The organism is Rhizobium sp. SVR5-2C (genome assembly GCF_056755115.1).
In genome coordinates, this window is the sequence record NZ_JBNDHT010000008.1 from 1 (window position 1) to 14827 (window position 14827).

The 14827-nt window shown below is 61.3% G+C and carries 14 protein-coding genes; 6 read left to right on the forward strand and 8 right to left on the reverse strand.

The annotated features are described in order from the left end of the window. The 7 genes from ACPYOI_RS03795 to oiaX all read right to left on the reverse strand — a co-directional run. The coding region (locus ACPYOI_RS03795; RefSeq protein ID WP_481422556.1) for an ABC transporter permease at positions 1–472 on the reverse strand (472 nt) is incomplete at its 3' end. Beyond that, a complete protein-coding gene (locus tag ACPYOI_RS03800; protein WP_481414723.1) occupies positions 469–2019 on the reverse strand; it encodes a sugar ABC transporter ATP-binding protein in 1551 nt (516 codons plus the stop codon). The genes ACPYOI_RS03795 and ACPYOI_RS03800, both read right to left, overlap by 4 nt. Next, on the reverse strand, positions 2016–2660 hold the full coding sequence (locus ACPYOI_RS03805) for a DUF2291 family protein (RefSeq protein WP_481414722.1): 645 nt from the start codon (positions 2658–2660) through the stop codon (positions 2016–2018). Before ACPYOI_RS03805 ends, ACPYOI_RS03800 begins: the two co-directional genes overlap by 4 nt. A 74-nt stretch (positions 2661–2734) precedes the next feature. Beyond that, on the reverse strand, positions 2735–3676 hold the full coding sequence (locus tag ACPYOI_RS03810) for a substrate-binding domain-containing protein (protein ID WP_481414721.1): 942 nt from the start codon (positions 3674–3676) through the stop codon (positions 2735–2737). A gap of 79 nt (positions 3677–3755) precedes the next feature. Further along, the gene (locus tag ACPYOI_RS03815; RefSeq protein WP_481414720.1) at positions 3756–4583 is read right to left on the reverse strand and encodes a phosphogluconate dehydrogenase C-terminal domain-containing protein; all 828 of its coding nucleotides are present in this window, start codon (positions 4581–4583) and stop codon (positions 3756–3758) included. Between the two features lie 91 nt (positions 4584–4674). Continuing rightward, the gene (locus ACPYOI_RS03820; protein ID WP_481414719.1) at positions 4675–6009 is read right to left on the reverse strand and encodes a four-carbon acid sugar kinase family protein; all 1335 of its coding nucleotides are present in this window, start codon (positions 6007–6009) and stop codon (positions 4675–4677) included. Between the two features lie 5 nt (positions 6010–6014). Then, positions 6015–7271, reverse strand: coding sequence for a 3-oxo-isoapionate-4-phosphate decarboxylase OiaX (oiaX, locus tag ACPYOI_RS03825; protein ID WP_481414838.1), 1257 nt, complete (start codon positions 7269–7271; stop codon positions 6015–6017). Positions 7272–7451: 180 nt separating this feature from the next. Between oiaX and ACPYOI_RS03830 the strand changes: the two genes are divergently transcribed. The 4 genes from ACPYOI_RS03830 to ACPYOI_RS03845 all read left to right on the forward strand — a co-directional run bounded on the left by ACPYOI_RS03830 (position 7452) and on the right by ACPYOI_RS03845 (position 12409). Further along, positions 7452–8156, forward strand: coding sequence for a transcriptional regulator NanR (locus ACPYOI_RS03830; protein ID WP_168830751.1), 705 nt, complete (start codon positions 7452–7454; stop codon positions 8154–8156). Positions 8157–8275: 119 nt separating this feature from the next. Then, positions 8276–8932, forward strand: coding sequence for an ABC transporter ATP-binding protein (locus ACPYOI_RS03835; RefSeq protein ID WP_481422557.1), 657 nt, complete (start codon positions 8276–8278; stop codon positions 8930–8932). After that, positions 8932–11340, forward strand: coding sequence for an FtsX-like permease family protein (locus tag ACPYOI_RS03840; RefSeq protein WP_481414717.1), 2409 nt, complete (start codon positions 8932–8934; stop codon positions 11338–11340). The genes ACPYOI_RS03835 and ACPYOI_RS03840 overlap by 1 nt, the downstream gene beginning before the upstream one ends. Then, entirely contained in the window at positions 11330–12409 is a 1080-nt protein-coding gene (locus ACPYOI_RS03845; protein WP_481422558.1) for a lipocalin-like domain-containing protein, read from the forward strand. The genes ACPYOI_RS03840 and ACPYOI_RS03845 overlap by 11 nt, the downstream gene beginning before the upstream one ends. 9 nt (positions 12410–12418) lie before the next feature. Here ACPYOI_RS03845 and ACPYOI_RS03850 read toward each other — a convergent pair whose 3' ends face one another. Then, positions 12419–12631: a hypothetical protein gene (locus ACPYOI_RS03850; protein WP_481414715.1), complete on the reverse strand. Its 213-nt coding sequence runs from the start codon at positions 12629–12631 to the stop codon at positions 12419–12421. Positions 12632–13083: 452 nt separating this feature from the next. Here ACPYOI_RS03850 and ACPYOI_RS03855 point away from each other — a divergent pair, with 452 nt between their 5' ends. Both ACPYOI_RS03855 and hflK read left to right on the forward strand, forming a co-directional pair. Continuing rightward, on the forward strand, positions 13084–13605 hold the full coding sequence (locus ACPYOI_RS03855) for a dihydrofolate reductase (protein ID WP_481414714.1): 522 nt from the start codon (positions 13084–13086) through the stop codon (positions 13603–13605). 144 nt (positions 13606–13749) lie between these two features. Next, positions 13750–14826 (forward strand): FtsH protease activity modulator HflK, encoded by a 1077-nt coding sequence (gene hflK / locus ACPYOI_RS03860; protein ID WP_168830757.1) that lies wholly within the window; start codon positions 13750–13752, stop codon positions 14824–14826. The last annotated feature ends 1 nt before the right edge of the window (position 14827 follow it).

Here is a 14827-nt window from a genome sequence, read left to right on the forward strand (position 1 = left end):
GCAGCGCGAGACCGCGGGCGATATAGAGCGTACCGAGCGTCGCGATGAAGGGCGCGACATTGAGCTTGGTAATCAGCAGGCCGTTGATGAGGCCAATCAGCAACCCGATCGAAAGTGTGATGAGCACGATTTCGAAGAGGTTGAAGTAGATCGTATAGCCGATCGGCAGTTCGATGCCGTAGAGGATGAGGCCGCCGGCCACCATGCCGCAGAGACCGACGATCGATCCCACTGACAAGTCGATGCCGCCGGTGATGATGACGAACGTCATGCCCATCGCCAGGAAGGCGTTCAGCGCCACATGCTTCGACATCAGGATCATGTTCGCCGTCGAGGTGAAATTCGGTGCGAAGATTGCGAAGAAAATGATGACCGCGAAGAGTGCGATGAAGGTCCTGAGCTTCATCAGCGTCAGGAGGATAGAGCCGTTCGCGCTCGCCGGCGAGGAAGTGGTTGGTGTGGCCGCCGTCATGATGCGAGTTTCCCTTGATGTCCGTGTCCCTTGGCCGAATCCGCAATGATGGCGTCTTCCGTGGCCTCGCTCCGGTCGAAAACAGCCACCAGCTGGCCGTTGCTCAACACCGCGATGCGATCGGAAAGCGCCATGACCTCTTCGAGGTCTGAAGTCGAAAACAGGATGGCAAGCCCGTTTGCCGCCAGCCGGCGCATTGTGCGGAAGACATCCGCCTTGGCGCCGACATCGATGCCGCGGCTCGGCTCGTCCATCAGAAGCACCTTCGGGTTGGTCATCAACGCCTTGCCGATCACCACCTTCTGCTGATTGCCGCCGGACATCGAGGTGACTTCGAAATCCGGGTTCGGCGCCTTGATCGAGAGGTCGCTGATCGCATCGCGAATGGCGCTCTTCTCGGCGCTGCTGTTGATATGAAAGAGGCGGGTGAAGCGGCCAAGGCTCGCCAGCGTCAGGTTGGAGGCGATCGACAGAACCTGGACCAGTCCCTCCCGCTGCCGGTCTTCCGGAATGAGCGCAAGACCGCGGCGGATGCGCCTCGTGGTGTCGCGGGCGCGGACTTCCTTGCCATCGATGAAGATCTTGCCCGTCGAGTGCATGTGCCGTCCGATCACGCATTCGAAGAATTCGCTGCGGCCGGCACCCATCAGACCATAGATGCCGAGGATTTCGCCGGCTTTCACCGACAATGAGACGTGGTCGACCGCAAGCCCGCCGGTTGGCCGCGGCAGGCTGATATCCTCGGCGCGGAACATCTCCTTGCCGACGGCGTGATCGACCGACTTGGCGAAATCCTTGGCGTCGGAGCCGATCATCGAGCGCACGATCCAACGGGTATCGATGTCGCGCACCATGGCTTGGCCGGTGATCTGGCCGTCACGCAGAACGGTGATATAGTCGCCGATGCGCATCAGCTCTTCCAGCCGGTGCGAGATGTAGACGATCGCCACACCCTGGGCCTTGAGGTCCGCAATGACTTTGAAGAGGATTTCGACTTCGGCTGCTGAAAGAGCGGACGTCGGCTCATCCATGATCAGGATGCGCGCATTCAGCGACATCGCCTTGGCGATTTCGACGAGCTGCTGCTGGCCGATCGGCAGATCTTCGACCATCGTTTCCGCGTCGATTCCGGCATCCAATCGTTTCAGAAACGCATTGGCCTTTTCGACCTGCGCCTTGTGATCGATGCCGAGCGGGCCGCGGGTGATCTCGCGGGTGGCAAAGATGTTCTCCGCGACCGACATGTTGGCGAAGAGATTGAGTTCCTGGAAGATCATGCCGATGCCATGCGCCTGCGCATCGGCCGGGCTGTGGAAGGATACGGGCTCTCCATCCAGAATGATGCGTCCCATCGTCGGGCGCTCGACGCCGGCGATGATCTTCATAAGCGTCGATTTGCCTGCGCCATTTTCGCCGACCAGAACGTTTACCGCCCCGCGGCGCAATGCGAGATTGGCGCGCTTGACCGCGACGATGCCGGAATAGACCTTCGACACGTCTGCGAGGTGCAGGATGATGTCGTCCTTCGGTGTCTCGCTCGCGGTCATGATCCCACCGTTAGTTCGGAAGGCGTGACAAGCGGAAGCTGTCCGCTGTTCGGCAGCGGAAAGGCGCCGGTCACGCTCACTGTCTTGCCGACGAGACCGTCGCGCGGGACGGCGGACAGGAAAGCCGTATTGGCTTTCTCGTTGAACGCCTTGCCGAACTGCGCCCACTCGATCTGGTTCTTGAATTCGTTGAAATTGACGAAGTCCAGCGTGTCGCGCAGCGCCGTACCGCGCAGGGCCGGGCCGATCTGCACCTTCGCGTCAGCCTTGCCGTCGCCATCTGCGTCGACTTCGAGCGTTGCCGCGCGCGAGGCCGTATCCGCCGCGACGACCTTGCCGGTGACTTTCACCGCATAAGTCCAGGGCGAACTGCTCTGCTTGCGCGGATTGCCGTATTTCTCCCCCGCCTGGTCAGGGCTGGTGGCCGCCAGTTGCGCGACGTCTTTGAGTTCGCCTGCGCGCTTCTCGAAATAGGGCACGACCTGTGGCTGCCAGATCGCCTCGACCCTTGCATTCGGGTCAAATGCGTTCTTCGCCGCAGCCGCCGCCTTTTCCTCCGCGGTCGGAGTCTTGATGATCTTGCAACCGGGCAAGGCCGCGGCCACGATAGCAGCGAGCAAAACGCCCTTCATTCTCCACATGCGACAGGCCTCGACGTCATCAAATGAACAACAGAGGGCGCGGTCTGCCGCCCTCTGCATTGATCCAGGTGCGGTTAGTTCGTGAGCGCGAAGGTCTCGAGCTTGCCGGCGTTGTCAGAATTGACGAGGACGCAGTCCATCAACTGCTTCTCTTCCTTGGGCGTCGTCTTGTTCTTGATGTAGGCGTCGGCCTGTTCGACGGCCAGCTGTGCCTGCGCGTAGGCCGGCTGCAGGACAGTCGCCTTGATGCCGCCAGCCTTGATGGAGTCCCGGACGTCATTGGAGCCGTCAAAGCCGACAACGATCACGTCCTTGCGGCCGGCGGCCTGCAGCGCTGCGATCGCGCCCATCGCCATCGTGTCGTTGCCGGAGATCACCCCCTTGATGTCGGGATTGGCCTGGAGGATGGTTTCCATCTTCGAGTAGGCTTCCGTCTGGCTCCAGTTGGCCGATTGCTTGGCGACCAGCTGCAGGTCCGGATAGTCGTCGATGACGTCGTGATAGCCCTGCGAGCGAATGCCGGCATTGGTATCGGATTCCTTGCCGACCAGCTCGACATAGTTGCCCTTTTCGCCCATCAGCCTGACGAACTCCTGCGCGCCCAGCTGGGCACCCTGGTAATTGTTGGAGACGATCTGGGCCATGGCAACGCCGCTCGCGTTGATTTCGCGGTCGATCAGGAATGAGGGGATGCCTGCATCCTTTGCCTTCTTGACGGCTGCAACCGACGCATCCGCGCCGGCGTTGTCGAGGATGATGGCCTTTGCGCCGCGGCCGATGGCCGTGTCGATCATCTCCGACTGCTTGTTGGCGTCGTCGTCATGCGTCATGACGAGGGCTTCGTAACCAAGCTCTTTCGCCTTGGCTTCCGCACCGACCGCCTCGGCCTTGAAGAAGGGGTTGTCATGGGCTGGCGTGATGATGGCGATCAGGTCCGCCGAATAGGCCGGAATGGCCGTCCCCAGTGCCAATGCGCCGGCAAAGGCCGCAAGTGTCAGTCTACGCGTTAGTTTCATATTGTCCTCCCGAGTGTGAATGAAGCCCCGTCTCCCTTGGGGCGGTAGAGGGGGAGGCTTTTGGCCTCCCCAAGCCTTTTCAGGTGATGCGCCGGATGCTTTCGGCGATCTCCTGGGGTTCGAATACCTTCTTCCAGTCGTCGCGCATCAGCGCAGGGATGCCGAACTCGATCGCCTTGTTGCAGGCGTCCGAGAACACGCCATCCACTTCCTTGAAGATGACCGCGCCGAGCACATTCATATGGCCGAGTAGAAAATCGCGGGCCGCCTCTGCGGGCACGCCGCGGGCAACGCATTCGTCCATGGCCTGGCGCATGACGACGAGCAGCGATGCGCAGACGGTTTCCGACAGTCCAGGCTCCAGCATCGCCATCTGCTCGACGGTGACGCGGTGTGAGCGCATGACCGGAGCCCAGATCACCTTGGCGATTTCCTCGCCGAGTGCGTAGGCACCGTCCGGACCCTGAATGAGAGCCGAAACGATGTGCTGCTTGGCAAACAGGCCGCCGAAGTGATCCTTCTTCGCCTGCATCTCCGTCTCGTCGTTGAAGATCGGCGGATGGCAGGGATGGGTGACGAAGTAGGTAAGATCATCGCGCTTCGGCAGGTGCCCGGCGAAGGGAGCCGCAGCGTCGAGCGCGATGACCATGGTGCCGGGCTTCAGCTTGTCAACGATGCCGGCAGCAACCTTGCCGATTGCCGTGTCCGGAACCGCCAGGATCACGACCTCAGCGGCATTCAGCGCCGCGTCCGACGGCACACAATCGATAGCAAGATCGTTCTTCAGGCGCGCTTTTCCAGCGTCGCTGACTTCGACATGGCGGACGTCAAAACGCGAGCCTTTGAGATTCTTGGCAAGGCGGTATCCCATTTTTCCGCCGGCGCCGAAGAGGGCAATTGTAGTCATGTTTCCTCACCTTTTCGATGTTTGGATAGGATCATAAACTGGTATGATGAGTCAATCACCATAACACTAAAATTCTTACTTCCGACGGTGGTCAGCCCCGCCTTCCGTCGCGGATCTGCGAGAAATAACCATCGGTGCCGATCTGGCCGCCCTTCAACGCGATCTGCAGGCCATTGGTGGGCGCGTAGGTGCCATGCGCAACACAGAGGGGAGAGCCGGGCGTCTGAGGCAGAGGCAGAAGAGTGGTCAGGGCATCGACCCGCAGTTCTTTGAGCGCATGGCTCGAGGTGTCGCCGCCCGCAATGACGGCGCGCTTCAGTCCCTCACTCGTAACCAGGCTACGCAGGATTATCCCGAGCGCGCGCCCCAGCTTGTGGCGTGCACCCGGGACTTTGTCGATGTCGGCGCCAACGTCCGCCGAGGGTCCGAGGGCGGTGTACAGGATGACGCTGCTGCCGTTCTTCAGCTTCTCTACGCCGGTGGCCACAGCGGCCTCGATCGCACGCTCGCCATCATCCGACACCAGCGCGACAGGATCGATCGGGATCGCCTCGAAACCGTCATCGATAGCGGCGCGGATCTGCCGTTCGGTTGTTGGCGACACACTGCCGGAGACGACGGCGAGCCGGTCCACAGCGCCGACATCGGGGAACTCGGCGCTTCCCTTCAGCAGCCCCTGCTGTCGCCACGCATTGAGAAGAGCATACTCGACGCCCGACGAGCCAATGACGAAGGCGCCGGCCCGGCTTGTGATACGCATCAACTGGCGGCCTGCAGCTTGCTGGGTCGCCGGAGAATCGACGTCGATCAGCAGAATGCCGGCCTCGCCGGCAACCAGTTCATCGACATGACTGTCGGCATCAGGTGCGGTGATCGTCACGAGATCGGCGAGGGCAACCGGAATGTCGGTCTGCTTTGCGAGATGGAGGGTCAGGTCGGCTTCATCCATCGGAGTCACCGGATGGCGACTCATCACCGGATGGCGGTCGATGCGATACGTGCGGCCCTGGTAGGCGGCAAACAGGTTGCCGAATGCGGTGTAGCGCTTCAGTTGCGGCGCACCGACGATCACCGGCACGATGGATTGACCGAACGTCGCGCCGCCGATCTCGATCGCCTTGCCGATGCTGCCGATGGCAGGACTGGAGTCGAAGGTTGAACAGACCTTGTAGTGGCAGGTATTCGCACCCAGCGATTTCAGCCACTCGAACGCGGGTGTCAGGTGCCGTTGCATCCAGTCAGGCGTCTCGCTGCGGCTTGTACTGGCGATGCCGATCGCGCGACAGTCCTTGAAACGCGCGAGGAGCTCAGGCGAGGGGATGTCGAGAAAGAGCACAGTCGGAACGCCATTCGACGCCAGGGCCTCCATGACATCAGTGGAGCCCGTGAAGTCGTCGCCGTAGTAGCTGATGAGAAGCTCGTCCATCGCCGTTACGCGCCTTTGCCGTCGGCGAACTTGGCAATCGAGGCGGCAAGTTCCGGATGATCCTTGGCGTAGGTCTCCAACGGGATGTCGGCGACGGCGGCCTGCCATGCCTGCTGCACGGCGCGAACGCCGGCCGCCGGTCCGCCAGGGTGGCTGACGATGCCGCCGCCGCAGAGGTAGAGAAGATCAGTGGTGCGACCCGTCCGCCGGTAGGTCTCCGGGGCTTGTCCTCCCCACTGTCCGGAGCCGGCGACAGGAAGCGGGCAGTCCGAGGTATCGAACAGCGGCGTGCTGACAGCCTTGAAGGAGGAGACGAAGCTTTCGTCCGGTTCCCAATACTTGACCCTGATGCCGTTGATCTGAAACTGATCGACGCCGAGCAGCCGCCAGAATTGCTGGTAGACCGTGAAGTCCATCCCAGCGCCTGGATGGCGCGTCAGCACGTCCCAACCGTTTCGGTGCGCATGTAGCACCAGATTGGAGCGCTTGCGGAGAAAGCTCATGCCGCCGAAGCCGATAGAGTTGATGTTGACGACGGCGCAGTTGCCGCCCGCTTTCGCAACAACGTCGTGGTTGCGCATCATCTCGTCGGGGTCGGCATGCGAGATCCCGAAGGCATACATGACCTTCTTGCCGGTCTTCTGCTCGTGATCGAGAATGCGCGGCATGATCGCTGCAACGCGCTCCTTGAGCGGCGAATAGACCGGGCTCATCAGCTTCTCGTCGTCTTTGATGAAGTCGACGCCCGACTCGATCAGTTCGCCGACGAGTTCCGCCGTCTCGTGTGGCCGCAGCCCGAGCGCCGGCTTGACGATCGTTCCGATAATGGGGCGGCCCTCAACGCCTGTCAGGCGGCGGCTACCGGGAATCCCGAACTGCGGTCCGGGATGCGCGCCCTTGAAGGCGTTCGGCAGTTTCATGTCGACGATGCGGATGCCGGTCATGCCCTTGATGGAATAAACGCCACCGATCGCGATGGTCATCAGCGCCGAGAGGTCCGCGCCGATCGCGTCCAGCGGAAAGGCGATGTCAACGTCGGCGCGCCGCAACCGCGTGCCCGGCGTAACCTCTGGCCAGGTCGGGTAACTCGCGTCATCAAGGTGTCGAATTCCAACAACACGAGCCGCTACACGTGACTTCAGCTCCTCCGTCTCACCGGGAACCGGCACGAAGGTGCCCGTCGACTGGTCGCTGGCGATTTTGCCCGCCATCGCTTCGACGCTGCCGGGCGTTTCGATGCGGTAGGTCACGGTAATCATCATGGAAATGCCGGTTGCTCCTCTGGCCACGAAAGATTGTCATGGCGTCAACTCGTGATCTGGTATAATGAGTATCCCAACCGATGGGAAGGAAAATTTTCGGCAGCGTGAATTTTGCTAGCGCGCTTTGTCGTCAGCCCGGAAGGTGGTAGGGGAGGAGACATTTTGAGCCAGCGAGACGTTATGACCCAACCCGTCGAACAGATTGTGCGTCGAAAATTGTCCGACGAAGTGTTTGATCGGCTAGAGCGGATGATCACCTCCGGTGAACTTCGGCCTGGCGATGAGATGCCATCCGAGCGTGTCCTCATGGAGCGCTTCGGCGTGGGCCGGCCTGCCATTCGCGAAGCCATGCAATCGCTTGCCAACAAAGGCCTGGTGAGTATTTCACATGGCGAGCGGGCGAAGGTCCTCAGGTTGACGGCAAAGTCGATATTTCGCCAGGTCGATCTGACCGCGAAGATCATGTTGTCGCAGTCGGCCGACTCGCTGGAGCATCTCAAGAGTGCGCGCATATTCTTCGAGCGCGGCATGGCGCGCGAGGCTGCGCAGCGGGCCTCCGAGAAGGATATCGGCGATCTCAGGGAGATCATCGAGCGCCAACGGGAGTCCCTTGGGCAGGCCGAAGAGTTCATCAGCGCGGACATGGAATTCCACACCCGCATCGCGCAGATTTCAGGCAATCCGATCTACGTCGCCGTCAGCGAAGCGATGCTCGCGTGGCTGAAGGAATATCACACCGAGATGTTGATCTGGACCGGCAAGGAAAAATTCACGCTGGTCGAGCATGAGGAGATCGTCGACCGATTGGCGGCCAATGACGCCGACGGCTCGGAGATGGCGATGCTCAAGCATCTTGAACGATCCAGAGCTTTGTACGGAAAATGAGCAGCGCGCGCTGAGGCCACTGACCTGCGCGTTCTGGCTTCGAGCCGGGCGAATGGCACTTTTAATCCGTTTGGGCGCCGCTTACATATGCCTTGTCACGGCCCTCGCTCGGGAATCCAATGATCGTTGCCCTCCGAAATGTCAGCAGATCCTATTCGACGGCGGAGGGGGTGCTGAACGTGCTGCGCGGCGTAGATCTCGATCTCGATGCCGGCCGGACGATGGCCCTTACCGGGGAGTCCGGAAGCGGAAAGAGTACGCTGTTGCACCTCGTTGCGGCCTTGGACCAACCCGATGCTGGCAAGATCGTCGTTGACGGGACTGATATCACCACCCTTGATGAAAGCGGTCGCGCCGCCTACCGCCGCAAGACTGTTGGCCTCGTCTTTCAGCAATTCAACCTCATTCCCTCCTTGGATGTCGCTGCCAATCTGGCCTTCCACAGCCGGCTCGCTGGTCGCCATGAGCCGGAATGGGTGGATGAGCTCACCGATCGTCTAGGACTAAAGGGGCTGCTCAAGCGATATCCCGAGCAGCTTTCCGGCGGACAGCAGCAAAGGGTGGCGATCGGACGCACGCTTGCGGCCCGTCCCAGGCTTGTGCTCGCCGACGAGCCGACCGGAAATCTTGACGAGGCGACGGGCGACGCGGTGGTATCAGCCATGCTGTCGCTGGTCGCGGATACCGATGCGGCATTGCTGATGGTGACGCACTCGCTGAGGCTCGCCGCGAAGCTGGATGTCCATGTCAATCTCAGCGCGGGGCGGGTCGACTGATGTTTCTGACGGCGCTCGGCGCCCTTCTTTCGCATTGGCGTCGCCGGCCGTTCCAGCTGGCAATGCTGATGCTGGGGCTTTCACTCGCCACTGCGCTTTGGTCGGGGGTGCAGGCCATCAACGCAGAGGCTCGCGCCAGCTATGCGCGTGCCGCCTCCATGCTCGGTCAGGATCGGCTTGAACAGCTCGTCTCGGCTGACGGCGCGCCGTTTTCCCAGCAGGCCTTTATCGCGCTGCGGCGCGCGGGATGGCTGGTCTCGCCCGTGCTGGAAGGCGATACTCGCATCGGCGGCGTTCGGCTTCACGTCATCGGCATCGATCCGCTCAGCATTCCGGATGAAGCCCAGCAGGTGGATTTGGGCGGAACGGGGAACCTGCGCGATTTTGCGACGCCGCCTGGCCAGCTGATCGTCTCGACCGAAACGGCAGATCGGCTCCGGAGCCTGCCGCTGCCTCCACTGCGGGTCGCCGGGCAGATGCTGCCGAATACAGCGATAACCGACATCGGGATAGCCCAAACACTTCTCGGCAAGCCGGACCAGCTGAGCAAGCTCATCGTGGCGCGTGATCAGTCTGAAGGCCTGCCTCCGATCGACCAAATAGCACCCGAACTGGTCCTGAAGCAGCCGGATGCGCAAGGCGACATTGGACGGCTGACCGACAGCTTCCACCTCAACCTGACGGCGTTCGGATTCCTTGCGTTCGCGGTCGGCCTGTTCATCGTCTATTCCGCGATCGGCCTCGCCTTCGAGCAGCGACGATCCACGTTCCGGACGTTGAGATCCCTCGGCGTTTCAGCCACCGCCTTGACCCTCTTGTTGTTGGGAGAACTTCTTGTACTTTCGACGGTCGCGGGTCTGGCCGGCGTCGCGCTCGGCTATGTCGTCGCCGCCGTTCTTCTTCCGGGCGTCGCCGCGACGCTGCAGGGTCTCTACGGCGCAGCCGTTCCCGGAACATTGTCCTTGCGTCCCGAGTGGTCTGCGGCCGGCTTGGGGATCGCCATAGCAGGTGCGTTGCTGTCATCGGCGCAAAGCCTCTGGCGCGTGTGGCGCATGCCACTTCTCGCACCGGCGCAGCCGAGGGCTTGGGCGAGGGCTTCGGAGGCAGGGTTGCGCTGGCAGGCGGCCCTCGCGCTGGCGCTGTTGGTCCTGTCGACGGCGCTCGCCCATTGGGGCCGCGGTCTGCCGGCGGGGTTCGGTGTTCTGGGTGGCCTCCTGCTTGGCGCAGCGCTGCTCCTGCCCGTCTTGCTCGGCCTTATCCTGCTTGCCTTGCAGCGCGCCTCGAAACAGGCGCTGACAGTCTGGTTCTGGGCGGATACGCGCCAGCAGCTCCCGGGCCTGGCGCTCGCGCTCATGGCGCTGCTGCTTGCGCTGTCGGCGAATATCGGTGTCGGAACCATGGTATCGAGCTTCCGGGCGACCTTTGTCGGATGGCTCGACCAGCGGCTCGCTGCCGAGCTTTACGTGACGGCGCGGAGCGAAGACGAGGCGGCAAGGCTGCGAATGTGGCTTCCGCAGCACGTCGATGCCATTCTTCCGATCTGGAATGTGGACGGCGAGGTTCTCGGCCAGCGCGTGCAGATATATGGCGTCGCCAACGACAGGACCTATCGCGATCACTGGCCGCTTCTCGACGGCACGCCGGATGTTTGGGATCGCGTCGCTCAAGGGAGCGGGGTCTTGATCAACGAGCAGCTTTGGCGACGCGAGCGGCTGGCGATCGGCGATACAATTTCGCTCGGCGCTGGGTGGAAGACAGAAATTGCCGGCGTGTATTCGGACTACGGGAATCCGATGGGACAGGTGATCGTCGGCATCGATCAGTTGGTGTCGCACCACCCCGATGTGCCGCGCCTTCGATACGGATTGCGGATTGCACCCGACGGTGTCGAACAGGTTCGAGACAGGCTGGTCAGCGAGTTCGGTCTGCCGCCCGGGAATATAGTGGACCAGGCGAGCCTCAAGCGGGCTTCCGTTGCGATTTTCGAGCGGACATTCTCTGTCACGGCCGCATTGAACATGCTGACGCTCATAGTTGCGGGTCTTGCGATGTTCGCAAGCCTGCTCACCCTGTCAGGCATTCGTCTACCACAGCTCGCTCCGGTTTGGGCGCTGGGGGTGACGAGGCGTAAGCTGGTTCTGCTCGAACTGGCGCGGACCATGGCGCTCTGCGTGATGACGCTGCTCGCGGCATTGCCCGTCGGCCTGGGGCTCGCCTGGGTATTGCTTGCGATCGTCAACGTCGAAGCCTTCGGTTGGCGGCTGCCGATGCAGGTGTTCCCGGCCGACTGGCTGCGGCTCGGCGTGATTGCCTTGGCCGCAGCACTTCTGTCGGTCCTGATTCCGCTCAGCCGTTTGTCAAAGGTTACGCCTTCCGATCTGCTCAAGGTATTCGCCAATGAACGCTAAATCGATGCTCGCAGCCGCTTTGGGCCTGGTCTTCCTCTTCTCGACAGCCGGAGAAGCATCACCGCAAGGCTTTGCGGGACTGGGGACGAGCGCCGAGGGCTTCGCCATACCGAAGCCGGGCACTGAGGTTCGATTTCCGGCCGATCATGGACCTCACCCGGATTTTCGGATCGAGTGGTGGTATGTGACGGCCAATCTCAAAGGGGCGGACGGGAAGGCTTACGGCGCGCAATGGACGCTCTTCCGTTCGGCGATGGCGCCGGGCGAGAAATCCGGCTGGGCAAGTCCGCAGGTATGGCTGGCGCACGCGGCGATAACCACATCAGAGGCGCAGCATGTGGCGGAGCGGCTTGCCCGCGGCGGCATCGGACAGGCGGGTGTGACGACGACTCCATTTGCGGCATGGATCGACAATTGGCACATGAAGAACATCGGCGGCCCGCGCCCCGGCGACGACGAGCTCTCCAACCTTGAGATCAGCGCGACCGGGAAGGATTTCGGGTACAGCCTGAAACTCCAGGCCAGCGAACCGCCTGTCTTGCAAGGCGAGAACGGCTATTCCGTCAAGTCCGCGGCAGGGCAGGCGAGCTTTTACTATTCGCAACCCTTCTACAAGGTGAGCGGAAGGCTGGCGCTACCCAAGGGGAGTGTCGAAGTCACGGGTCTGGCCTGGCTGGATCACGAATGGTCTTCACAGCCTCTTTCCGCCGAGCAGACCGGGTGGGACTGGTTTTCGCTTCATCTCGATACGGGCGAAAAGATAATGGGCTTCCGGCTTCGCGACCAAGGACCGGGCTATACGTCGGGGACCTGGATATCGAAGGACGGCCGGCCCACGCCGCTGAAGCCTACCGCCCTGAAGGTCACACCATTGGCAACAGCAAAGGTCACCGACCGAGACATTCCCATCAAATGGCGGGTGGAGATTCCCGAACACGGCTTTTCGGTCACGACGACGCCGCTTAATCCATCAGCGTGGATGGCGACCAGGACACCTTACTGGGAGGGGCCGATTACGTTCGAAGGCACGACGGGCGGCCGGGGCTACCTAGAAATGACTGGTTATTAGAGAGACTTTCTAACCGGCCGCACGCGCCGGGACGTGGGTGTCTGCCGTTCGCCGTCCGTGAATCTCATTCATAATTTGTGCGAGCCGGTGAGCCTCCCGCTCGTCGAGTCCCTCCAGGATCTGTCCGCCGAACGATGCGGGCGATTCCGCAGCGTGATCCCAGACGATCCACCGATCCATTGGATCGCAGATCACGTCGAATTGAGGCATTGCATTCGTCATTCACATCAGCCTTCGGTCACTCCCTTCGGAATAGGGTCACAACCGTTAACAGGCGCTTTCCGAACCACGCGACTGTATGTCCCTTAGTTTTTATAGGAATGATCGGATAACCGAGAAAGTACCAGGCGAGCGCAGTGCCTAGTCCGGTTGTTACCGGAGCCGCCTTGTCGCCGGTGACGATCCAGGCGAAAAGGGCAGCTGCCACGGCAATGATGACGAGGTCAATTCGCCTCGGCCGGCGGCGGTTGGGATCTGATTGCTCTCGCATGATTCACAACTTACCGTCGAATTTTTTGGAGTAAAACTCAAGTGAACGGCTTGGTTTACGAATTTCCCTCTCCGACGGGGCGCCATTCCATTTCGAAACGCGGCAGTCATCTTGCTTGTTGAACTGCCAGCCGGTAAACCGGCGCGAAGTGGTCAAAAGCCACTGCTCGCTGTATCGGGGATCCATGTCCGGCATCAGAAAGACCATCGTAGTTGCCGTGTCTGAAAACGGCATCATAGGGCGCGACGGCGACATGCCATGGCGGCTTTCGACTGATCTCAAGCGTTTCAAGGCAATAACGTTTGGGAAGCCGCTGGTTATCGGACGCAAGACCTATCAAAGTCTCGGCGGCAAACCATTGCCTGGGCGTCCTCATGTCGTGATCTCCCGGAGTGCGACGATCGAGCACCCGGACGTGACGATGGCCCACTCCCTTTCCGAGGCAATCGACATTGCCGAAAGGCTGGCACGCGAGTCCGGCCAGACCGAAATCATCATCGGCGGCGGCGGCGAAATCTATGCGCAGGCAATGGAACTCACGGATCGCATGTGCGTGACGCATGTGCAAACGCATGTGGCAGGTGATACCTCTTTCCCCTCGATAGACCCCGCCGTCTGGACGGTGGTTGAAACACTCGAGGTGCCCGCCGGGGAAAAGGACAATTATCCGACGCGCTTTGTCGTCTATGAGCGCCGCAGGTCCTAAAAACAAAATATTTATCAATAATCATCGCCAAGTTCTTCACGCCGCGTTGAAAGCGGCGGCGCCGACACCTATAACGGTCACAATCGCTCAAGCCCGCTGCCCCCGCGGGCAAAATGATCGAGAGTCAACGAATAAGAGGTTTTGATGCCCTGGAGTAATCAGAATGGCGGCGGCGGCCCATGGGGCGGCGGCGGCGGTAATCAGGGACCATGGGGGCAGGGGCCGAACCGTCCGCGCGGCGGTGGCAGGGGTGGCCCACCCGATCTTGAAGACATCATTCGGCGTGGCCAAGATCAGCTGCGCAATATTGTCCCCGGCGGGTTCAATGGCGGCGTGGCGGTGATCATCGCCGCGATCCTGGTGATCTTCTGGCTTTTCCAATGCATCTATATCGTCCAGCCGGATGAGCGTGGGGTCGAGCTTCGCTTCGGTCAGCCGAAGGAAGAAATTTCGACCCCGGGCCTGCATTTCCACCTCTGGCCGATGGAAACGGTCGAGTTCGTCAAGGTGACGGTGCAGCAGCAGAATATCGGCGCGACATCCGCTTCGTCTTCTTCCGGCCTCATGTTGTCCGGCGACCAGAACATCCTGAACGTTCAGTTCTCGGTTTTCTTTACCGTCGTCGACCCCAAGGCCTATCTTTTCAACGTTGAAAATCCGGCCGAAACGCTGCAGCAGGTCGCTGAAAGCGCCATGCGCGAAATCATCGGCCGTCGTCCGGCGCAGGATGCATTCCGCAACAACCGTCAGCCGATTGAGACCGAGGTCGCTGCCATCGTCCAGAATACGATGGACCGCTACAAGGCGGGCATTGCCGTGACGGCAGTCACCATTCAGGACGTGGCACCGCCGCGCGATGTCGCCGACGCCTTCGAAGAAGTGCAGCGTGCCGAACAGGACAAGCAGCGTCTGGTCGAAGAAGCGAACCAGTATGCCAACCAGAAGCTCGGTCAGGCGCGCGGTGACGCCGCCCAGATCCGCGAAGCGGCGGCTGCCTACAAGGACCGTGTCGTCAAGGAAGCGGACGGTGAGGCCCAGCGGTTCTTGGCCATCAACGAAGAGTATACAAAGGCTCCCGACGTGACCCGCAAGCGGCTGTTCCTCGAAACCATGGAGCAGGTGCTGAAGAATTCCAAGAAGGTCGTGATCGACGAGAAGCAGGGGGTTGTTCCGTACCTGCCGCTCAACGAACTCGGCAAACCGGCACAGCAGGGAGGTTGAA